The following is a 23,077-nucleotide window of genomic DNA, read 5'->3' as shown; positions in this document are numbered from 1 at the left end:
ATTTACTATAACTTCTAAATCTAAAGTCGTGGTATTGTAGCAACTTGATTCATTATTAGCTTCTAAACGCACAAAAACAGTTTGATTAGTAACTATTGTATTTGTAAACGGTATTGTTAAAGGATTAGTCCCTGCATCAGCTTCGACTTGAGTGGCATAATAAGTTACATTAACAGTAGCTGGGTCCAGAGCACCAATAACTTCAGTGTTCTTCACACTTAAATCAAACATAGCAAAACCATCAACATTATCATCACAAACTAGGAGTGGAGTAACTGGGTTAATAGCTAATACACTAAACACTAAATCAAAAGTTGTTGTAGAAAAACATTCCTGAGTAGTTTCTGCAATTCTTGCATAAATCGTTTGAGGATTTGAGATATTTGTATAAGGGCTTACTAAGGGATCTACATTTAGTTCAGCGTTTCCTTGAGTTAAATGATAGCTGATAACAAAATCATTTGGATCTTGAGCGCCTAGAATGGTAGCATCATTATCTGTTAAATCAAATTCTCCAACACCTGTCAAACTACAAATATTAAGATCTGGTGCGGGATTTGCCACTGGGCTTGGTTTAAACTCAACTTCAATAGAATCTGAAGAATCACATCCAGGAGCAAAAACAACATTAACAGAATAAATACCACTTTCCGTCACATCAATTGTAGATCCAGTTTCACCAGGAATTTCAACGCCACCTAGAAACCAAGTATGCGCTGCAGTTGGCGCTTCTGTATCTAAAGTAACAATCTCTCCTTGACATAAGGCATTACCTGCTGCAATAGTAATATCGTCACCTAGTTCTCCACCTAAATTAAAACTACCTGCTTCAAGAAATATTGCCGAATCCCAGATAGAATCACCTTCATCAGCAACAACTAGTTTAATTTCATATGCCGTGTTAGGTATAACGTTTGCTGTTGCAGTTAAAACAACTGTTCTTCCTCCATAATTCGTGTCATTTAAAAGATAACCTTCAAAGAACGCTGGATTAGCAGTACAAACTCCAGAATTATTAATATTAGTAACACTTACAGGAGTACCATCAGGCAAGACAGCAAGGTTAGTATAAGCTGTTGTTCCCGCTTCTCTCAAAAGGAAGGCAAAGCTATCTGCAAAATTACATTCTGTATTCCCATCATATTCTTCAGAAAACATCATATAACGAAAACTAATAACATCAGCAGTTGGAACGAAATTAAATTTTATAAACGTTGCATCGTTTGTATTATTTTGACCTAACGCAGCTTCTAAATCATTATCTCCAGGCTGACCGTTATTAAATGACACTAAAGCTCCTCCATTAGGCGTATTTCCTGCTGGGAAAGCTCTACCAGTAGACAAAACGATTCCCTCATCAAAAGGAAAGTTAACTGCTCCTCCTTTTGTGAAAAAACCATAACTCTTTGTTTGAAAACCATTCGGTGTTCCATTAACTTGAAACGAAAAATTATCTACACCAGAACACCCTCCAGACACAAGAACATTCTCTATTAATTCTTGAGGTGTAAATGAAGACTCCGGATATGCTGGGTTATTTATTGTAACTATTGGCTCTAATACAATAACTGTAATTAGTATTGTACTTGAACATCCTGTAGGATTTGGATCTGTAACTGTAAACGTAACATTATAAGTTCCAGGGTTTGCGTAAAGATGAGAAACCGAAGTTCCTACATCTGTAATTGTATCTCCAAAATTCCAATCATAAGTTGCTCCAGTATCATCATCTGAAAATGTTGCGCTACCATTAAAATCAACAGTAGTTCCAGGTGGAACCTCAATTACTCCTGAATTATTTGCCACAGGATCTGTACTATCTATAGATGCAGTAATAATTTGACATTGTTCTTGGCAAGTAATGCTTGCTGCCCAACCTGTTGTAGTTCCCGTTGCGTTGGAAACAAACTCTAATGTGATACAACCACTAGTATTAGTTACAGAAGCTGTAACAACTCCAGGACCTGCAACTCCAGAAAAAGAACCAATAACTGGAGCAGTAGTATCGTCACCATCATAAATGGTTAGTATATCTGTGTTAAGTTGTGTACTAAATGTCGTAAAATTAAGGCTTATAAAATCTCCGGCGTTTTCTGCACAAATGGTAGTAACAATCGTTTCATCACTTGAATAAGAACCTGCAGCTCCTCCCGAATCATAAAATACATCAGGTTCACATCTATTAAATGTGCCATCTTGCATAAGAAGATCTTGGGCAAAAGAACTAAATGAAAGTAATAATATAAGTAACGTGTATAGTTTCTTCATAATACTTGACTTATTAGTAATCTAAGCTTTATTTAAGAAGTTACAATTGTAACAGATTAAAAAACAACAACATACGCTAACCATAACTAATAGTCAATATAATATTTGCACTAATAGCGTTTAGTGTGGTAATTAAGCCTTTTCATAATAAAAGCGAAATTTAGTAAATTTTAACTAATTACATCTTGTTATCTACTACAAACTTGCCAGTTTAACAGTTCCATTCTATTATGCACAGTACTTTATAACTCGTTTTTTTTTGCTTTATTATATTATGAAAGACTCATGAAATAGGTAATCTTCAAAAAACATAGTATTAACCTAATAGTTTAGTATTTTTGCAAAAAAAATGAGTATCATGGAAAACGTAAAAATTTCGATTAAAAACACTTCCAATCCAACTATTATAAAATTTGAAGCTGACCAATTTCTAACAAAACATGAGAGCTATGAATTTAACACAATAGACGATGCAGCACCTTCTCCAATAGCTCAACAACTATTTTACTTGCCTTTTGTGAAAAAAGTATATATTTCAGGCAACTTTATAGCCGTTGAACGTTTTAATATTGTAGAATGGTCAGATGTACAGGATGAAGTTGCAGAGCAAATTGAAACTTACATTAATAATGGCGGCATTATTATCAATGATACCTCAGCAAAAAAGAAAGTTCCTGTTACTGTTTATGCTGAAAGCACTCCAAATCCTGCCGTACTTAAATTTGTTGCAAACAAAAAATTAGTTAATAATTATCATGAATTTAAGTCTATTGATGACGCAAAAAATTCACCCTTTGCCTCTGAGTTATTTCATTTCCCTTTTGTGAAAAGTGTGTTTTTAGATGAAAACTTTGTGTCTATTACAAAATATGATATCGCAGACTGGAATGAAATTACTGTGGAGTTACGTGAATTCATTAGAGTATATATTGAAAACGCAAAAGACATTGTGTTAATTGATGAACAAAATTCAGTAGAAAAAACGAATGAAGTCCTTGATGCTAAATTTGAGGCTCATGATGATATTTCAAAAGAGATAATTAATATTCTTGAAGAATATGTAAAACCTGCTGTTGCCAGTGATGGTGGAAATATTGAATTCCAATCATATGATGCAGATAGCAAAACAGTAAAAGTAATCTTGCAAGGCGCATGTAGCGGATGCCCTTCATCTACCTTCACACTTAAGAATGGTATTGAGAATATGTTAAAAGAAATGCTTAAAGGAAAAGTCACTACAGTAGAGGCCATAAATGGCTAGGAAGTGACGTTTTAAATGATTATCTTAGAGAAGATTTTAATTTAAAAAACAGAAAAATGGCAGTATTAAAAGTAATTGAGGTTTTATCAAATTCTGATAAAAGTTGGGAAGATGCAACGAAAAAAGCAGTCAAAGAAGCTTCAAAATCTGTAAAGAATATTCGATCAGTTTATGTACAAGATCAAAGCGCTATTGTTAATGGTGATAATGTTACCGAATTTCGAGTGAATTTGAAATTGACTTTTGAAGTCAAATAATTTAGTTTAAAACATAAAAAACCGCATTATGAAAACGTTAAACATCTTACTACTTGCTCTAGTATTACCAATAATTTCTGCTTTTCCACAACAAGAATTAATTGGAGGCCAATCTATTGGTGGAAATCGTGTTAATCTCCTTATTGATGTGTCACCAGTAGTCATGAATGAATCTGTTGAAGGTTCTCCTTATATCAACGAAAAATTTTTACCTGCAACTATATCAGCATCAGAAGGCGATATTTTTTATGTAAGATATAATGCAATGAGTGACATATTTGAAGTCAAAGGAGACAACAACAAAGCTTATGCTTTAAATAGATATAGAAGAGATATTGTTGTTGAAATGGTTCATTTAAAAAAGATTTACCAAGTTTTTGGTTATTATGATGATAAACAAAATGAAAATTTTGGCTATTTTTTACATTTATCTAATTCAACTTCAAAAACCATATTATTTAAAAAAGAAAGAATCATTTTTATTGATGAACAAAAGGCTACTTCTGGTTATGACACAGCAAAATCAGCAAGATATAAAAGATTAAATGATAAATTCTATATTAAACTAGGAGACGAAAAGATCCTTTCAGAGTTACCAAGTAATAAAAAGGCCATCGTAAAATTATTCCCTGAACATCAAGAAAGCATATTGAAATACATTAAAGAAAACAGAATAAAAACTTCTAAAGAAAAAGACTTGATTCAATTAATCGGTTATATAAACACTCTTCAGATTAAATAAAATTATAATTCAATAAAAACGTATGCGTTATCTAAATAAATCGCGCATACGGTTTGTTGTTTTTTACTTCTGTAAAAATTAAAATAAAGACCTACTTCTAAATTGTAGTACTTTATCTACATGGTTTTTAACAATCACCTATAAACATTTACATTAATCTTAACACAATATTCTTTTTATTTCGTTGATTTTTTGTTTTTTTTGAAAAAAATTTTTTATGAAAAAGACATATTTCCTACTACTGGCACTTTTATTACCCATAATCTCAATTTCTGCTCAAGAATTCATAGCAGGTCAAGGAGTTGGAGGAAGTCGTGCTTCTGGTATCATTTCTACGACACCAATAGTTTTAAACGAATCGGTTGAAGGTACACCTTATGTAAATAAAACATACTTACCAGCAAAAATATCAGCAGCTCAAGACAATACGTTTTATGTAAGATACAATGCACTGCGAGATGAATTTGAAGTTAGAGGCGAAAACAATACTGCATATTCATTAAATAGATATAGAAGAGATATCGTTGTTGAAATTGTTACTTCGAAAAAGAAATATCAAGTATTTGGTTATATGGATGAAAATCAAAATGAAAATTTTGGTTACTTCGTATATTTAAGTGATTCGAATTCTAACGCTGTTTTACTTAAAAAAGAGAGAATTACTTTTATTGGTGAAAAGAGAGCTGTTACTAGTTACGATACACCTAGATCTGCAAGATATAAAAGATGGGATGACAAATTCTTCATCAAAATTGGAGACGATAAAATTGTTAAAGAACTACCTAGAGGTAAAAAAGCCATAGCAAAATTATTTCCTGACCATAAAGATGACGTTTTTGCGTATTTAAAAGAAAACAAAATCAAAACGTCTAGAGAAGCTGACTTAACTCAATTAATGAACTATATAAATTCACTTTAGATTTAAAAAAGCCTAAATTTATTGAAACCGAATGTGTTATCTCGTAAATAATCCATTCGGTTTTTTTATTTTTGCCATGTTAAAATTAAAACCAAACACTAATGGAATTACAAAAATGGATAGATAAAGGATACGAAATTATTGTTGATTTCGGTCCTAAGGTATTAGCTGCAATAACCATCTGGATTATTGGGTCGTTGATTATTAAATCTCTAATTAAGGGCATTAGAAAAGCCATGAATAAAGGAGATTATGATGAGAGCCTCCAAAAATTCTTATTAAACTTAACAGGTTGGGTTTTAAAAATTGTACTAATCATTGTTGTTCTTGGAACGGTTGGTGTAGAAACGACATCATTTGCGGCAATTCTTGCTGCAGCAGGTTTAGCTATTGGTTTAGCACTTCAAGGGTCTCTTGGTAATTTTGCTGGTGGAGTTCTAATAATGATCTTTAAGCCAATGAAAGTTGGAGACTTAATTGAAGCACAAGGTGAGATTGGTGTTGTAAAAGAAATTGAAATTTTCACTACTAAACTGAGAGGTCTTTCTAATAAAGAAATCATCATACCAAATGGCTCATTATCTAATGGCAATATTATTAATTATACTACGGAAGGAACTAGAAGAGTAGATTTGGTTTTTGGTGTTGGTTATGATTCAGATATCAAAAAAACCAAAGAAGTACTTACTAATGTACTAACCTCTCACCCAAAAGTACTACAAGATCCTGCTCCAGCTGTTACTGTTATGGAGTTAGCTGATAGCTCAATAAATTTTGCTGTAAGACCTTGGTGTAATACTGATGATTATTGGGGCGTTTATTTTGACATTACAGAACAAACAAAAGAAGCTCTTGATGTTGCAGGAATTGAAATCCCTTATCCTCATCAAGTCGAAATACATAAAAACGAATAGATTATTATTTTTTCGATTTTAAGGCAATAAAATCTTTTAAATAAAATGGTTCAAAATAGGCGACATCTTCGATGTCGCTTTTTTTATACTTATTATACGCTAAAAGACTCATTTCATTTGCAGATGGTAATTTGTCTTCAATAAAAACAGCATTAGGATGTGAAATTAAATTCTTCGTTTTTTCAACACCATTACCAATAAAATGAACAGTCTCTTGTTTTAAATACTCTGCAAAAGAACTCTCATCTAAGATTTGAGCTTCTACACCACGAATTTCATTATTGGATGCATTATAGATAGCTGAATACACCTCTAAACGACGTGCATCTAGCATTGGGATAATAATACCCTCATTAATTTTCGCTTGATGAGCAAGTGCATTTAACGTAGATATAGAAATAAGTGGAATATCTAAAGCAAAGCATAGACCCTTAGCTGCTGATACTCCAATACGCAAGCCTGTATATGAACCTGGACCTTTACTCACAGCAATAGCATCAATATCTTTTGAAGCTAGCTTAGCTTCTTTAATAACATCATTAATAAAAACGTGTAACGATTCAGCGTGAGAATAATTGGCATTATTATCCTCCTTTAAAACTAAAGTCTCTCCTTCTTTTGAAAGAGAGACTGAACAGTTAGTTGTTGATGTTTCTATGTTTAATATGATTGCCATATTAATTTTGGGTAAAATTATTCATCTGAAGATGCTTCTTTATCCTTTTCTTTGTTTTTATCTTCAACTTTATCTCCAGATTTTAATGTTTTGGAAACAATGTTATATGGTCCAGTTATGATTTCGTCGCCTTCTTCTAAACCAGAAATCACTTCAATGTTTGTATCATCCTGAATTCCCGTTTTAACAACTCTTAGTTTTGCTTCACCATTTTTAGAGACAAACACACATTCAAATTTTTCTTCATTTTCAGGCTTAACATCATCCGAAGATGCTTTTTTATAATCTTTCTTCTTAACTGATGATGTATCTGTTTTAATAACGATAGAACTTATTGGCACTGCTACAATTTTATTACGCTTATCAGTTATAACATCTACAGTAGCTGTCATTCCTGGTCTAAACGGAGAATAATAATCTGGTTTACCTTCAATAAGATCTTGATATGATTCTTCAAGTATTCTAACCTTTACTCTAAAGTTGGTTACCTGGTCTGCCGTTAACGTCCCAGCCGCAGAATTTGCTATTTCAGTAACAATTCCTTTAAATTCTTTCTTTAAATAAGCATCTACTTCAACAATTGTTGAATCACCAATTTGAACTTTTACAATATCATTTTCATTTACGTCAACCTCAACTTCCATATTATTAAGGTTAGCTACCCTTAGTATTTCTGTACCTGCCATTTGTTGAGTTCCAACAACTCGCTCTCCTAACTCTACATTAAGTAACGATATAGTACCACTCATTGGCGCATAAATCTCAGTACGACTCAAATTGTCTTTCGCTTCATTTACAGAAGCTGCTGCACTTTGAACACTATAGTATGCAGAGCTACGGCCAGCTACTGCAGTTTCATAAGATGCTGTTGATCGATCCCAATCTGCCTTAGAAATTACCCCTTTATCAAAAAGTGATTTATTTCTTTCGTAATCCGCTTTAGCCTGTTTCAAACTTGCTTCTGCTTGCTCCAAACCTGCTCTAATATTTTGATATGTTGCTTGTGTTCTACTTACAGCTGATTGAATTAAATCAGGATTAACTCTTACTAGTAAATCTCCTTTTTTTACTTGCTGACCTTCTTTAAATGGAAGATCTAAAATTTCACCTGAAACTTCACTTGAAATTTTCACTTCAACTTCTGGTTGAATCTTTCCGGTTGCTGAAACCGTTTCAACGATGTCAACTAAAGCAACTTTTTTAATTTCTACTTCTTTAAAATTACCTTTAGTATTATACCATCCCATTGCTTTCCCTAAAACTAAGGCAGCAATTAGAATCACGACAACAATAAGACTAATTTTTACTGTTTTACTCATTTTATGTTAATTTAAGTCGGTTATTGGTAGCCCAAAATAAAATCCTAAGACTTTGAACTCGAAAAATATTTGTTTTTATTCTTTTAATTATGTTTTAAAACTTTAATTCTGTTGCTGGAATTCCGAAATATAACTCTAAGACCTTTAACTTAAATATATAATCGTATTTAGCTCGATTAAGCTCAATATTTGAGCTATCATAACGTAATTTGGATTGACTAAAGTCAAAAGCATTAGTTAAACCAACGTCGTATCGTTCTTTAGCATAATCGTAAGCTAATTCTTGTGATTCTAATGCTTTCTTTGCCGCTTCATAAGATTTAAGAGAACCTTTGGCGTCAACATATGCTTGATAAACAGTAGATTCTAAATCTAACTCCGTTTGCTCTAATTGATACTTTGTACGTTCAAAATTAACCTTACTTCTCATAACGTTACTACGCGTAGCAAATCCATTAAAAATAGGAATATTTAGCTGTAATCCATAAGAAATACCGTCATTTTCCCATAGTTGTTCTGTAAAAGGGTCTGCACCAACTTCGCGAGTAATTAAATTTGGAAACTGACTTACTACAGCTTCTCCAGTTGATTGAACAACTCCAATTTGTTGTGTTGACGAAGGGTTAGAAGCATCAAGTTCTTGAACAAAAGATGTAGCATCTGTATACCTTGTATCATAACCAAAGAATGCTGAAACTGTAGGGTAGTATGAACTTTTAGATATTTGAAGATCCTTTTTTGCTAGAGACACATTTTCTTCAGCAATTTTTATTTCAGATCGACTCTCTTTAGCTTGAGCTAAAATTTCTGAGATTTCTTTATCAGCAATTCCGCTATCTACAATATCATAACCTTCATCTTCAACATCAAATGTCTCATAATCTTTAATTAATAATAATTGAGCTAAGCCAATTAGTGATATTCTTATATTATTCTCGGAATTAATTATTGCTTGTTGCTCACTTGCATCTGTTGCTAGTATTTCAAGTAAATCTCCTCTTGGTAATGAACCTGCATCAACTAATTCTTGTGTTCGTTGAATTTGTTCTTTTGTTACATCGTTCTGCGACTTCAAAACTTTAAGATTAGCCTTACCTAATATAGCTTGAAGATATCCATTTGCTACGAATAAAGAGATATCATCTTTCATTTTATCAAGTCGGTATTGACTCGCTAACTTAGATATTTCAGCTCTTTGTAACGTTCTAAAGTTTCTTAAACCGTCAAATAAAGTATATCCAACATTAATTCGACCTGTTACAGATAAGAATGTAGTTGTTTGTGCATTATTAGTTACTGGGTTAAAACTAAGACCTGTATTTTCAGAAACACCAGTAGAAGCACTTAAGCTTGGCATAAAGTTACCTATTGCCGCTAACTTATCAGCTTTGGTAGCTTCAACATCTAACTCGCTCTGCTTAACTGAAATGTTGTTTTTTAAAGCGTGTTCTACACACTCTATTAAAGTCCATTTTTTATTTTGTGCATTTCCTAAAACTCCACAAAGAAGTAATGCTATGATAATTGATTTTTTCATAATATCTTATATGTCTAGATAATTCATTAAGTGTTACACTAAATGTTAAAATTATTGTTGATCAAATTGTTGAATGCCTTGAACCTGGTTCCAAACTTTTATTTTATCGTCCTTTGTGATACCGCTTTTAACCTCAACAAAAATGCCATCGCTAATGCCTAATTCAATATCTCTTCTTTCAAATTGTTGATCTCCTATTTCAATTTCTACGTAAGGTTTCTTAGTTTCATCATCGTATTGCACCAAAGCTTCTTTTATGGCTAATACTTTTTCAGCTTTTTCTAATATAATAGATGCATTAGCACTCAAACCAGCTCTAATGAATGTTGAATCCATTTTTTTAAGCGTTCCTTTTATTTCAAATTGAATCGCTCCATTTTCTGCAACACCTTTTGGTGCAATATAATCTAATACAGCATCAAACTTTTGGTCTTCTATTGCTCCTACTGTAATCTCAAGAGGTAACCCTTCTTTGATTTTTCCTACTTCACTTTCATCCACTTTCCCTTCAAAAATCATTTGTTTAACATCTGCTAAAGACGCGATTGATGTTCCTTCATTAAAGTTATTAGCTTCAATAACCTGATTTCCTGCTTTTACTGGTACATCTAAGACCATCCCAGAAACTGTTGCCCTCACTTGAGTTTGAGCCACATTACCTAAACCTGAAGTTGTTCCTGTTTTTATAATATCATAATTTTGACGTGACTGTGTTACATCAATCCTAGCCTGTCCAACACGTTGCTTTGCTTGTAAATATGTATTATTAACTTCATCAAATTGATTTGCAGAAATAACACCTTTATCAAACAATGATTTTTGGCGATCGAAAATGGCTTGCTGAGTTTTATAGTTAATTTCAGCAGTTTGTAATGCATTTCCATTTGACGCCATATTGTTTTTTGCACTTGTCAAATTAGACACATTAGGAATTACTCTAATTTGAGCAATAAGATCACCTTGTTCCACATATTCTCCAGCTTCGATAAATACTTTTTCAATTACACCTGAAATATTTGGCTTTATCAAGACTTCTTCCTTCGGAACAATACTTCCAGTAGCCACTGTTTTAACGACTATTGTTTGTTCAGATGGGCTTTCAGAAGTATATTTTACTGGATCTTCTTGACCTTTGAGCCAAAAGAAATATAAGGCTCCTAAAAAACCGAATACTATTATAACCAGAATGATAATTGTTCTTGTTCTTTTCATGAGTTGATTGTTAATTTTTAATGGTTACAAAGAACCTTAATTGATGATTATATGATTTTATTCTACTCTTAATGCGTCTACAGGTTTCATTTTTGTTGCTCCATTAGCAGGTATTAGTCCTGCTAACAAACCAGATACTACCAATATAATTAATGCTGTTAGTATGACAGATATATCTACACTTGGGTTTGCAAAATTCTCAACCTCTCCTACACTATCTAAAATAGCGTTCAATATCCAAATGATAATTGCTGCAAAAGAAACACCTACCATACCAGACAAAATCGTTAGTATTAAACTTTCTTGTAAAATTTGCCCTTTAACCATCCATGGAGTAGCACCTAAAGCTCTTCGTATTCCAATTTCTTTGGTACGTTCTTTTACGACAATAAGCATGATATTATTTATTCCAATAATTCCTGACATCAAAACTAATATCCCAACAAAGTAACCAACAAATGTAAGTATGGTAAACAAACCATTTATACGTCCAAATTCTTCAGCTAAATCAAAATGCCCTATGGCACGTACATCATCTGGATGTACTTTGTGTCTTGACTTCATTAAATCAAAAATTTGTTGTTTTACAGTAGTGATTGGTACTTCATCTACAGCCGTAATAGCCATCCAGCCTACACTTTCTCCTCTATTGAATGCTTGTCCAAACGTAGTAAACGGCATATATACCGTATTAGCTTCTTCTTCGTTATTTCCTTGGCTGTTGCTCATTTTAAATGTACCAACAACTAAAAAGTTAACACCATTTATCTTAATGTAAGTCCCAAGAGTTTTTTCATCTTTGTCATACAGGCCTTTTACGACTCCACTTCCAATAACACATATTTTACGTTTAGCATTAATATCAGAATAACTAATAAAACGTCCTTGAAGGATATCCATAGGTTGCTGTTTGATGTACTCTGGATAATCACCATAGATTTCAAAAGCTCCAGTTTTTGTGCCTCTAACTACATTATTATTTCCTCTAAACCCTCCTAGTTGATTTCTAGGAGACACATATTTCAGATTAGGAACTTGAGATTTAATTGCAGCTACATCATCTATTTTATAATTAAAATAACGCCCTTTAGGCAAGCCTTTATATGGCTTTGAAGTCCCTTGAGTCCACATAAACATAGAATTCGTAGCAAAGTCACCAAAATCTTTCAACACACCATTCCTTAATCCATTAGTAAGTGCTAAAAGAATCACAAGAATAAAAATGCCCCAACCAACACCAAATGCGGTCATAGCCGTTCTAAGTTTGTTAGCGCTTAAAGCTTCTAATATTTCGTCCCAACGATCTTTTTTAAACATACTATTCGTCTCTTAATGCTACAATAGGTTTAATTTTAGCCGCACGATACGCCGGAATAAAACCAGCTAAAGCACCAGCAAACACTAACAAAAACACTGTTGTTAGTGCGATATTAAAATTCACTTGTGGATATTTTATAAAGTCACTTTCTATTTGAGGGCCAACTAATTCTAATAAGCCTAGCCCAAAGATTAACCCGAACAAACCAGCAAACATTGTTACAAAAACTGCTTCTTGTAAAATCATACCAACAATAGACATTGGTAATGCTCCAAGAGCTTTTCTAATTCCAATTTCTTTAGTTCGCTCTTTAACAATAATGAGCATAATGTTTCCTACGCCTACGATTCCAGCAATTATGGTACCTATACCAACAAACCAAAACACAGCTTGTATTGTAGCTACTAAGGAATAGATTTGTTTAGCCTTGTCCAGTGTATTAAACACTCTAACAGCACTAGTGTCATCTGGAGAAACTGTATGCATAAGTTTTATCTCATTCTCCACAGAATTTGCCATGTTTTGGGATAAGGCTACAGCTTCATCAAAGTCATCAGACATTTTTACGGTAAATAACATATTTCGGATATTATCACCAGCTCCAAACACTTTCTGTGACGTTGTTATTGGAATGTAAGCTTGTTGTTCTTCTCTTTCTCCTCCTGGATCAATAAAAACACCTATAACTTTAAAGTTCATTCCAAAAATTGAAATACTTTTATTGATTGGGTCTTCATCCTTAAACAAATCTTGTCTCAATTTACGACCAATAACTGCTACTTTTCTGGTTTCATCTAAATCTGCTTGATTCACAAATCTACCAGTTTCCATATCGGCATTTTCAATAAACTGATGTCCTGGCATTGCGCCTCTAACTTGATAATTTACCGTTTCATTTTTATATGTAATCTCAGCTCCCCAAATTGAAAACAATGACGTTTCATGTTCAATATTATCTTCATATTTTTGAGAAATCATATCGAAATTGTCATTTTTCATCTGAATATAACGACCTGGATTTAATCCTTTATAACCTTTTGTGGTAACACCTGTCCAAACGGTAATTAAATTTGTTGCATCCCTTTCGAATTGAGACTTCACGCCATTTTCAATACCTTTACTAAACCCAAGAAGTATGACCAATATAAATATTCCAGAAGCTACTGAAAGCCCTGTTAAGAACGTTCGCAATTTATTTTTGCTCAAAGTTTCAAATATTTCTTGCCAACGTTCTATATCAAACATATTGAGAGGCTCTAACTTGTTCTACCTTACTATCGTCAATGATAATACCATCCTTTAAATTCACAATACGTTTAGTCATTTGAGCAATATCATGCTCATGAGTAACAACTAATATTGTTTTACCTTCATCATTAATTCCTTGAATAAGCTCCATCACCTCATAGGACGTTTTGGTATCTAAAGCTCCTGTTGGCTCATCTGCCAATAAAACTTTTGGATCACTTGCCAACGCTCTTGCAATTGCAACACGTTGTTTTTGTCCACCAGACAATTCACTTGGTAAATGATGAGACCAATCTGCAAGCCCAACTTTTTCTAAATAATGCATAGCTCTATCAGTACGCTCTTTTCTTTTAATACCTTTATAATATAATGGCATAGACACATTATCTAATGCGCTTTTGTAATTGATAAGATTGAATGATTGAAAAACGAAACCTAGAAATTCGTTTCTATACTTAGCCGCTATTTTTTCATTTAGACCTTTTATAGGAACATTATCAAGAGTATAATTCCCTGTATCGGCTTCATCTAACATTCCTAAGATATTGAGTAGTGTAGATTTTCCAGATCCTGAAGAACCCATTATAGATACAAGTTCGCCTTCTTTTACATCAAAGTTAATTCCTTTTAAAACGTGAAGCGAATTGCTTCCCATGTGATAAGATTTGTGTAAATCTTTGATTTGTATCATAGTGGAGATGGTTAATTCTAAGCAAAATTACAATAATCCTCATGCGGATTATGCTAACTATTTGTTAAGAATTGATTTTTGATTGATATTAATAAGACTATTAATTATCAGAATTGTTACAGTAAAGAGTCGATTATATTAATTAATTTCTTTCTTCTGTCTAAAGAACTTCCAATAAATAATAAAACCCATACCTCCAACAAGAATATATGGAACAGCCATGAGGTACATAATACCATCATTAACACCTTCGGCTGTTGATTGTCCTTCCTCACTTTCTAAGACAGCTCTGCACATGGCACATTGTGCATTTGATTCTAAATAAAATAGAAGGGAAAATAGAAAAAGAAGAAGTTTTCGTTTCATTTTAAACGTAATAAGGTGAAATCATTAGATATACAATCACTCCAGTAACTGCGACATACAGCCATAATGGAAACGTAATTTTAGCGATTTTTTTATGACGCTCAATGTTATTTGTTATTGCTCTAACGTACGTAATTAACACAAATGGAATAATGACAATTGATAATAATATATGGGTCAATAAAATGAAATAGTACACATATTTAATAGTGCCTTCTCCTCCAAATTTTGTAGAATCACTTGTCATGTGATAAGCTACATAGAGGACTAAAAAAACCACAGAGCACCAAATGGCAGTTAACATTAAGTTTTCGTGAAGCACTAAGTTTTTGTTTTTTATTGCAAAAAAAGCAATAACTAAAATAATTGCTGTTAATCCATTAATAGCGGCATAAATTGGAGGCAGAAAAGTTAATGGTTCAACCTCAATTCCGAAATCTTGTAGTTTTAATCTTGAAAGTACAGCAACAACTAATGGGATTACAATAGCCAAAACCACAATCCATTTATTATATTTTTTTTCATTTGAAAGATTCTCAGTACTACTCATAATGTATTAGTTTTCCTTTAAAAGTTTAGCTATATCTTCTTTAAGCATGCTTATTTCTTCGGTTTCACCATCTTCATCCATTTTCTCCTCTTCACTAATGATGCCTTTATAGAATATTTTAGGGTTCCCAAAGTTGTCTTTTCTTGAACGGATAAATCCGTTTTTATCAATTAAAGCAAAGTTTCCAGAATGTTCAAAACCTCCTTCAACATTAGGATTCTCTCCTGCATAAATATTAAAACCAATATTAGCCAAATCAAAAATAATCTCCTTATCTCCAGTCATTAAGTGCCAGTTTGGATTCGTAATACCATATTTTTCAGCATAAGCCTTTAAAACTTCTTGAGTATCATTTTCTGGGTTAATGGTAAAAGATGCAACTCCAAAATCTTCAATACCTGAAAATGTATTTTGAATTTGCACTAAATTTCTATTCATTCTCGGACAAATCGTAGGACAAGTAGTAAAGAAAAATTCTACCAAGTAAACCTTCCCTTCATAATCTTTATTGGTTATGGTTTTTCCATCTTGGTTTACAAATGAAAACAGAGGCACTTTTTTGGATTCATTATTAATCTCTAAAAACATTAAATCTGAAACGAATGTTTCTGTTTCTGTAGATACGTTTTTACTTCTACTTTCAGTTCTTGTAACATCACCTCCATTAATTCTATCCACGATTCTCGGAATAAAAATAATTCCAAAAACCAAAATTATAAAAGCGATACCTATGAAAGAATAATTTGTTTTTTTAGTGCTCATAATTTTTAAAAATCTAAAATAACTTAAAGCAATTTGTCTAGTTTGTTTCTTTTATGTCTTCGACACGTCTAGTGGACGAATCAAATTCTCCTTTACGTTTTTGACGATACTCAGTGAATAAAATTCTAAGATCATCACTCATCTTATTTTTCACTTCAGCAACTTCAATACAATCATAGGAATACAAAGGGTAAATAGCTTCATCTCTTTCCTTTTGTTTATCTTCTCTATCATCTAGTCTACCGCGTTGTGTCAAGTCTTTATCAACTATAAAAATATGGTCTGTAAATAAACTTTCATCAAGCGCCTCTTCAGATTTCAAACTATTAAACAAGTTGTTTATATCATTTGGTTCTCCAAAAACGTAATGCCAAAAGCGCATATCGTCATAATTATTTATTTCTTTTTGAAGCTGAATTGCGCTGTCTTCTGCGCCTTTTGGAAGTACAATTACAATTTGAAATTTTTTGAATCCTTTAAATTTATCATAAACCAATTCTTTTAAATTTGAAGCAGCAATAACATGATCAACAGGTGTACTTCCTAAGAAACCAATAATTGTAATATGGTCTTTAAGTTGTATTTCTTCTTCGGAACTTGAATTAAAAAATTGCAATTCACTTACATTTTTACCAACAATATCCAACGGATTATAATGATGTGTAGATGGATATAAAAACAACAAGAATATAACAGGTAGAAAGAATAAAATACCTAAAACGATTATGGTTTTTAATGGCATCTTCTTCATGAGTTTGAATATTTAATTTGTTATGCAAAAATAAAAAAGACGGTTTAAATAAACCGTCTTTTTATATACTTTATGTTATTTATAACATGTTAAAAATCTTTTTTGATAAATCCGCTTGAATAAACAGATTCGATATATCCTCCTTCTTGCAATAAGATAAAGATAAGGTAACATATTAAGAACACTGCTGTCCATACAACCATGCGTCTTAACGCTTTGGTCTCATCTCTCATGTGCATAAAATCCCAAGTGATATAATATGCCTTTACAATAGTTAATATGATGAAAATCCAGTTTAGGAGTTTCATACCAATAAACTTAGACATTAAAGATTCTGGCTTGTAAATACCAAATGCTACTTCTACAGCTGTGATGATTGAAAGTAATACTAAAACACCCCAAATTTTTTGAGTATTAGATTTAAACTTTACTAAACCTCTTAATATTTCTAATTTATGTGCGTCTGCCATTTTAAATATAATTATTCGAAATTAAACAAGGTAGAAGAATGTGAATACGAATACCCAAACTAAATCTACAAAGTGCCAATACAATCCAACTTTTTCAACCATTTCATAACTACCTCTTCTTTCATAAGTACCTAGTATGACATTGAAAAATATAATGATATTAATTAATACACCAGAGAATACGTGAAATCCGTGAAATCCTGTAATAAAGAAAAAGAAATCAGCAAATAAAGGTGTTCCATATTCATTGACATGCAAGTTTGCACCTTCAACAACTAGTTTACCGTTGTTTTTAATTTGCTTTAACGATTCTGCTCTTGATAATACGGTTTTTTCTCCTTCAGCGTTTATAATTTGAGTTCTAACCAGCACATTAGAATTTGCTTCTAATCCATGAAATACTTCATCAACTGTATACGCAGGCAAAGTTCCTTCACTAACAAACCAAAGTCCGCTTTTACGATCGTGTTGAACTCTCTCTCCATGTTCATTAACTGCTATATCTCTAACAGCGACTCTCTTAAAAACTTTTTCGCCATCTATAGTTTTATATTCACCAAACTGAAGAATATTCCCTCCTTTTGTTTGAACTGCTCCATAATCACCTTTAATGAATGTTCCCCATTCCCAAGCTTGAGAACCAACGAAGATTAAACCTCCAATAATCGTCAAAAACATGTAAAATGTAACTTTAGATTTTTGCATGTGATGTCCAGCATCAACAGCAAGAACCATAGTTACAGATGACATAATTAAAACGAATGTCATGAAAGCCACATAGATCATTGGATAATTTCCATGAAAAAACGGAATGTGCGTAAACACCTCATCTGCGATTGGCCAAGAGCCAATAAACTTAAATCTTGAAAATCCGTAAGCTGCTAAAAACCCAGAAAACGTTAAGGCATCAGATACGATAAAGAACCACATCATCATTTTACCATAACTAGATTTTAGAGGTTGATTACCTCCTCCCCAAGTTTTGCCTTCTGTTCCAGTATTTGCTACTGTAGTATCCATATAAAGCGTTTAGTTATTAAAAGTTGCACAAAAATAATCAATTTATCTATCTAAAAAAACATCATCTTCTAAAAAATGAAAGCATAGGCCAATACTAGACTAGATATGGGCTTTTAGCTAATCAAAATGATCGAAAAATTATACTAAATATGATAAAAACAAAAACAAGAATAGCCACAGTATATCTATAAAATGCCAAAACGTAGCTGAAAGGTTCAAGCCTAGCATATCTGTTGCGTTATATTTTTGTTTAAAATGATTATAAATTACAACTAATAGTGAAATTAGTCCAGCAATGACATGTAAAATATGTACAAATGCAATGACATAGATAAAACTCATCGTGACATTACTCGTTGGACCTGTAAAGTTATAACCTGATCCTACAATTTGACCAAATCCGTAAAATTGACTATAAATAAATGCTATTCCTAAACCAAATGTTAACAATAACAATGTCGTTGTTAGACTTCTATTGCCATTCTTTAAAGCTCTCTTTGCTAACATAAAAGTTAAACTACTCACGATGATTAGCACGCAACTTATTAAGAATGCATTAGGCATTTCAAAATCATGCATCCAATCTTCACGTTTTCTACTCACCAAAACAGCACTGGTTAAACCAGCAAAAGACATTATAAGTGAAATAATTCCAAACCAGAGCATCATTCGTTTTGCTCTATCGTTTTTCTCCTGTATTGTTCCTTCGGTTAAATCCATATTTATCTTATAAACTTATCAATCACATAAACTATTTGTAATACTGTAATGTATGAAACACTAGACAGCATTAACTGTTTCGCTGCTTTTGCTGATCGTTTTTTAAATAATTCAAACGCATAATACAACATCACTAAACCTAAAGCAAAAACAATAATTGCAGCTACTATAGATAATTTTAAATCTCCTGTTACACCAAATACTGGAACAATAGATATCAAAATTGTCCAAATGGTATACATAATTATTTGCACAGCGGTTCCTTTATCTCGTTTACCTGTTGGCAACATAAAAAACCCGCCTTTTTTATAATCGTCAAATAAGAACCAACCTATAGCCCAAAAATGTGGAAACTGCCAAAAAAACTGTAAAGCGAAAAGCGTACCTGGTTCAATACCAAAATCATTTCGAGCAGCAACCCATCCTAACATAAAAGGAATTGCTCCTGGAATTGCTCCAACAAATACAGATAGTGGTGTTTTAGTTTTTAAAGGTGTGTAAACGCAAGTGTATAAAAAGATCGATATCGCGCCATACATTGCCGTTCTAGGATTAATTACATACAAGGTAGCTATTCCTGCAATTGTAAAAACGGTTGCAATTATAAAAGCAGTTCTTACCGACATTCGTCCAGCAGGAACTGGTCGGTTTTTAGTGCGATCCATTAAAGCATCCAAATCCCTTTCAATGATTTGATTATATGCGTTAGAAGCACCAACCATGAAATAACCACCAAAAGCTAATAACAACAAAGTATATACATCTACTTCTACAGCGCCAAGTAAATATCCGGCTATTGCAGAAAAAACAACACTCACAGATAGTCTTATCTTTGTAATTTCCTTGAAATCGGAAATTAATGAAGCTTTAGGAACTGATGTTTTTACCGTACTCAATACAAGTGATTTTATTGCGTTTGCAAAGATACTCTGAAAAAAGCTTTTGAGCAATGCTAATCAAAAGTAATTCGCTTTTTATTAAAGGCCTGTAAGTTTTGGTATCTTTACAAGACTCATGAAAAAACATTTTCGCTATGAAACGCATCATCCCATTTTTCATTTTACTCTTCTTTTTTTATCAAAACAACCTAAACGCACAGCGTTTTGACGATGTAAAAATAGAAACCATTCAAGTTTCAGATCATGTATACATGCTTGTTGGAGCTGGAGGAAATATTGGCGTTTCGGTAGGAGACGATGGTGTTTTTGTAATTGATGATCAGTTTGCGCCTTTAACAACTAAAATTGAAGCAGCGATTAAAGCATTAAGTGATAAACAAATCAAATATTTAGTGAATACACATTATCATGGCGATCATACTGGAGGCAATGAAAACATGCATAAGCTTGGCGCAACTATTATTGCACATGACAATGTTAGGCTTCGTTTAGAAACCACTCCCAAACGAGACAATTCCATGCTGCCCAAGGAAGCTTTACCTATAATTACATTTAATGATGAATTAAATATTCATGTTAATGGAGAAAAAGTAGCTGTATTTCACGCCGAACATGCACACACTGATGGTGATGCCTTATTATATTTTACTGAAAGTAATGTTTTACATACAGGAGACACGTATTTCAAGGGTCGTTATCCTTATATCGATTTAAAATCTGGCGGAAGTGTGAGTGGCTATATTAATGCCGTAAAACTAGGCTTGAAGTCCATAAATGATACTACTAAAATTATTCCGGGTCATGGAAGTTTATCTGATAAAACAGAATATGAATCTTTTTTGAACATGCTAGAAACATTAAGAGACAACGTTCTTGCCGAAATTGAATCTGGTAAAACCGAAGATGAAGTTGCAAACAATGAAGCAATAACAAAAACTTTCGACGATTTAAAATATGGAACAGGGTTTATAAATTCTGAAAAAATCCGAAGAACCTTTTATGTTAGTCTAAAAGAGTAAACTATTCTAGAAATCGTTATACCAATTAAATAAATCGGTTCTAACACCAATATTAAACCAAGATGTATTGGTATTTAAAGCTGCAGCTGTATCTGCTTCGGGATTATAATTCCTGAATGTTACATTTGTGAAAAGTCTTAAATTACTTACTGGATTGATAATGTATCCTGCCATTAAATCAGCTTGAAACACTTTAGTAGAATTTCCTTGACCAACAGTTATTCCAGCGTCGGCTATACGATCGTCCTCTGTTCTATAAATATTAGATCCATAGTTAGCGAAGTCTGTGCCATCATTAAAATCAAAACCACGTTTCCCAAAAATAAACTTAGCATCAGCGAACCATCTTTTGTAATTGTATCTCCCAATTAATATAGCTTCACTAAAGTTTGCTCCCCAGAGATGCGCCATAGGTTGATTATTATGAGCATAATTTAAAACAATAGAATTATGAGAATAAGTATAAGGTCTCACTCTATTATATTCAAATTGAAGTAATAAATTTTTCACTTTAAATGCATCAAAATATTTGACACCTATTTGATAACCAAATTTGTTTTTCCAACTTTTATTTCCTCCTGTAACATCATCTAATGAAAATTCATCAAGAATGAATTGCCCATAAAGATTGACTTTATTATTCCATTTGTATTTAGCTGATGCACCTAAAACTGCATTACCAGCTTCAGGACCTGTTGCAAACTCTATAGCTCTGTAAAAAATTATTGGATTAAGATAATTAATATCAAATCCTCTATCGTTAGAATTTGTCCACATAACAGATTCAAATAAGCCAATATTCAATCGTTTAGAAACATTCCAACTCAAATAATGATTAGCCATATATTTTGTAAGAAAGGCTCCGTCTTCTGTAACCTCAGGTCTTACATCTCTTAACCACATCCAAGTGTTGGTATATTTAATTTTCCAAAACTTCGTATTCAGTTTTAAAAATGGGTAAGGGCTTGCAACATCACTTTGTAACAATGATCTATAACCATCTCCTATGAAATTTTTACCATGACCAAATTGAATATTTATGAAACCGGCAGGTGTATAAGATAAATATGCTTCGGCTACTGGATAATCATAAGCATCATCTTTAAATCTTTTGGCAATACCACGACCAGGCACTATAGCAGGATCTACTCCTGCTGCTTTTAAGCTTTCAGCATACTCATTAAAATATTGTGCAAATCGACCTTGACTTTCGTAGATAGTAGTCGTGAAATTAAATTTCTTCCCTAATCCACCTTGTAATAAAATACCTCTTGTATTATTAAACGTAGAATTAAAATCAGCTTCAGTGTCCTTACCTACTTGCAAATCAAATATTGGGTCAACTGTAAACCAATAATCTTTACCTTGAACAGCAACTAAGTGTTCATTGTAAAGTTTTCTACTCAACCAAGAATCTGATCCTTTTATTAAGGCTTCCTTTTCAGCTTTAAAATCATAATACTTAGCAACTTCGCTGTATACAAACGGTTTAGCTGCTGTATGACTGTTTGTCCCCAAACCGTTCATTTGTTGATCAAACTTAGCGTAGTAATTATGGGTAAATGGAATATTTAGCTCACTTTGATATTCTAATTTTTTGTATTTAGTTGTTTTGATATTAACACTATCAAACTCATTACTTACCAAATCATTTAAGTCCACCACTTCTTTTACACTTGGTAAAGCCTTGACTTCATTCGTTAAGACTTCAGGATCGACCAAAGGTATTTTTACACTTAATGAATACTGAAAATATGTTGGCTTACTATTATAAGTTCCAGGTGTTATTTTTGGTAGTTCTTCAAATACACGCTTGGTTTCGTCTTTGAGTTCATTATAAACCGCATCAAGGTAAAGTACGTTTATTTGACCTTCCTTATTAACTTCAAAAAGTATTATTACATCTCCATTATAAGATTCATCAATTGCAATTTGTGGGACTTTGAATGTGTTAAAAATATGCTGGTTGAGCTTATTATTAAAGCACATTTTCATCACATCTATAGGTTCGTTTTCACAACCAGGAAATATTGGTGGTTTCTCGTAGGTTTCAATTGTTTGTGCATTTAGAAAGCCAATAAAAAAAGTAAAAATAATAATGCAACAATTTTTCATAAAAAAGGGATGCGTTTTTGATGTCGGAAAGATACTATTTTTT

The 23,077-nt window shown here is 32.5% G+C and carries 23 protein-coding genes; 6 read left to right on the top strand and 17 right to left on the bottom strand.

The window, feature by feature from the left end; all coding sequences use genetic code 11:
* A partial coding sequence (locus RH81_RS03340; RefSeq protein WP_152604774.1) for a choice-of-anchor L domain-containing protein occupies window positions 1-2,268 on the bottom strand: 2,268 nt, incomplete at its 3' end.
* Between the two features lie 358 nt (window positions 2,269-2,626).
* On the opposite strand from RH81_RS03340, the gene RH81_RS03335 reads away from it, so the two are divergent.
* The 5 genes from RH81_RS03335 to RH81_RS03315 all read left to right on the top strand — a co-directional run bounded on the left by RH81_RS03335 (window position 2,627) and on the right by RH81_RS03315 (window position 6,361).
* Window positions 2,627-3,529: a NifU family protein gene (locus RH81_RS03335; protein WP_033957682.1), complete on the top strand. Its 903-nt coding sequence runs from the start codon at window positions 2,627-2,629 to the stop codon at window positions 3,527-3,529.
* 56 nt (window positions 3,530-3,585) lie between these two features.
* Entirely contained in the window at window positions 3,586-3,786 is a 201-nt protein-coding gene (locus RH81_RS03330; protein ID WP_033957679.1) for a dodecin family protein, read from the top strand.
* A 28-nt stretch (window positions 3,787-3,814) separates the two neighbouring features.
* On the top strand, window positions 3,815-4,528 hold the full coding sequence (locus RH81_RS03325; RefSeq protein ID WP_033957676.1) for a hypothetical protein: 714 nt from the start codon (window positions 3,815-3,817) through the stop codon (window positions 4,526-4,528).
* Between the two features lie 217 nt (window positions 4,529-4,745).
* Window positions 4,746-5,447: a hypothetical protein gene (locus RH81_RS03320; protein ID WP_033957673.1), complete on the top strand. Its 702-nt coding sequence runs from the start codon at window positions 4,746-4,748 to the stop codon at window positions 5,445-5,447.
* A 101-nt stretch (window positions 5,448-5,548) separates the two neighbouring features.
* Window positions 5,549-6,361, top strand: coding sequence for a mechanosensitive ion channel family protein (locus tag RH81_RS03315; RefSeq protein ID WP_033957669.1), 813 nt, complete (start codon window positions 5,549-5,551; stop codon window positions 6,359-6,361).
* Between the two features lie 4 nt (window positions 6,362-6,365).
* Here the strand turns inward: RH81_RS03315 and tsaB are convergent, their stop codons facing one another.
* From tsaB to cyoE, 15 genes are all read right to left on the bottom strand, one after another.
* On the bottom strand, window positions 6,366-7,037 hold the full coding sequence (gene tsaB / locus RH81_RS03310; protein WP_033957666.1) for a tRNA (adenosine(37)-N6)-threonylcarbamoyltransferase complex dimerization subunit type 1 TsaB: 672 nt from the start codon (window positions 7,035-7,037) through the stop codon (window positions 6,366-6,368).
* A 17-nt stretch (window positions 7,038-7,054) separates the two neighbouring features.
* On the bottom strand, window positions 7,055-8,356 hold the full coding sequence (locus tag RH81_RS03305) for an efflux RND transporter periplasmic adaptor subunit (protein WP_033957661.1): 1,302 nt from the start codon (window positions 8,354-8,356) through the stop codon (window positions 7,055-7,057).
* Window positions 8,357-8,450: 94 nt separating this feature from the next.
* Entirely contained in the window at window positions 8,451-9,893 is a 1,443-nt protein-coding gene (locus tag RH81_RS03300) for a TolC family protein (RefSeq protein ID WP_033957659.1), read from the bottom strand.
* A 51-nt stretch (window positions 9,894-9,944) separates the two neighbouring features.
* Entirely contained in the window at window positions 9,945-11,105 is a 1,161-nt protein-coding gene (locus tag RH81_RS03295; protein ID WP_033957658.1) for an efflux RND transporter periplasmic adaptor subunit, read from the bottom strand.
* Between the two features lie 57 nt (window positions 11,106-11,162).
* Window positions 11,163-12,422, bottom strand: coding sequence for an ABC transporter permease (locus tag RH81_RS03290; protein WP_033957655.1), 1,260 nt, complete (start codon window positions 12,420-12,422; stop codon window positions 11,163-11,165).
* A gap of 1 nt (window position 12,423) precedes the next feature.
* On the bottom strand, window positions 12,424-13,668 hold the full coding sequence (locus RH81_RS03285; RefSeq protein ID WP_033957652.1) for an ABC transporter permease: 1,245 nt from the start codon (window positions 13,666-13,668) through the stop codon (window positions 12,424-12,426).
* Window positions 13,661-14,362, bottom strand: a complete 702-nt coding sequence (locus RH81_RS03280; protein WP_033957651.1) for an ABC transporter ATP-binding protein — start codon at window positions 14,360-14,362, stop codon at window positions 13,661-13,663. The genes RH81_RS03285 and RH81_RS03280 overlap by 8 nt, the downstream gene beginning before the upstream one ends.
* 138 nt (window positions 14,363-14,500) lie before the next feature.
* Complete coding sequence (locus tag RH81_RS03275; RefSeq protein ID WP_033957650.1) at window positions 14,501-14,728, bottom strand: hypothetical protein; 228 nt, start codon at window positions 14,726-14,728, stop codon at window positions 14,501-14,503.
* A 1-nt stretch (window position 14,729) separates the two neighbouring features.
* Window positions 14,730-15,278 carry a DUF420 domain-containing protein gene (locus RH81_RS03270; protein WP_033957649.1) on the bottom strand — a complete coding sequence of 183 codons (549 nt, stop codon included), beginning with the start codon at window positions 15,276-15,278 and terminating at the stop codon, window positions 14,730-14,732.
* A gap of 6 nt (window positions 15,279-15,284) precedes the next feature.
* Window positions 15,285-16,040, bottom strand: coding sequence for an SCO family protein (locus RH81_RS03265; protein WP_033957647.1), 756 nt, complete (start codon window positions 16,038-16,040; stop codon window positions 15,285-15,287).
* A 37-nt stretch (window positions 16,041-16,077) separates the two neighbouring features.
* Window positions 16,078-16,791, bottom strand: coding sequence for a hypothetical protein (locus RH81_RS03260; protein WP_033957644.1), 714 nt, complete (start codon window positions 16,789-16,791; stop codon window positions 16,078-16,080).
* Window positions 16,792-16,880: 89 nt separating this feature from the next.
* Window positions 16,881-17,261 (bottom strand): cytochrome C oxidase subunit IV family protein, encoded by a 381-nt coding sequence (locus tag RH81_RS03255; protein WP_033957641.1) that lies wholly within the window; start codon window positions 17,259-17,261, stop codon window positions 16,881-16,883.
* A 21-nt stretch (window positions 17,262-17,282) separates the two neighbouring features.
* A complete protein-coding gene (locus tag RH81_RS03250) occupies window positions 17,283-18,281 on the bottom strand; it encodes a cytochrome c oxidase subunit 3 (RefSeq protein WP_033957638.1) in 999 nt (332 codons plus the stop codon).
* 138 nt (window positions 18,282-18,419) lie between these two features.
* Window positions 18,420-19,001 (bottom strand): cytochrome c oxidase subunit 3, encoded by a 582-nt coding sequence (locus RH81_RS03245; RefSeq protein WP_033957634.1) that lies wholly within the window; start codon window positions 18,999-19,001, stop codon window positions 18,420-18,422.
* A gap of 2 nt (window positions 19,002-19,003) precedes the next feature.
* Entirely contained in the window at window positions 19,004-19,897 is an 894-nt protein-coding gene (gene cyoE / locus RH81_RS03240; RefSeq protein ID WP_033957631.1) for a heme o synthase, read from the bottom strand.
* A 137-nt stretch (window positions 19,898-20,034) separates the two neighbouring features.
* Between cyoE and RH81_RS03235 the strand changes: the two genes are divergently transcribed.
* Window positions 20,035-20,919: an MBL fold metallo-hydrolase gene (locus RH81_RS03235; RefSeq protein WP_033957628.1), complete on the top strand. Its 885-nt coding sequence runs from the start codon at window positions 20,035-20,037 to the stop codon at window positions 20,917-20,919.
* A 6-nt stretch (window positions 20,920-20,925) separates the two neighbouring features.
* Here RH81_RS03235 and RH81_RS03230 read toward each other — a convergent pair whose 3' ends face one another.
* Complete coding sequence (locus RH81_RS03230) at window positions 20,926-23,034, bottom strand: hypothetical protein (RefSeq protein WP_033957750.1); 2,109 nt, start codon at window positions 23,032-23,034, stop codon at window positions 20,926-20,928.
* Window positions 23,035-23,077 lie beyond the last annotated feature (43 nt).

This window comes from Psychroserpens jangbogonensis (assembly GCF_000797465.1).
Taxonomy (GTDB): domain Bacteria; phylum Bacteroidota; class Bacteroidia; order Flavobacteriales; family Flavobacteriaceae; genus Psychroserpens; species Psychroserpens jangbogonensis.
Note: the sequence above shows the minus strand (reverse complement) of the source record. Positions and strands in the feature narration are given on the sequence as shown.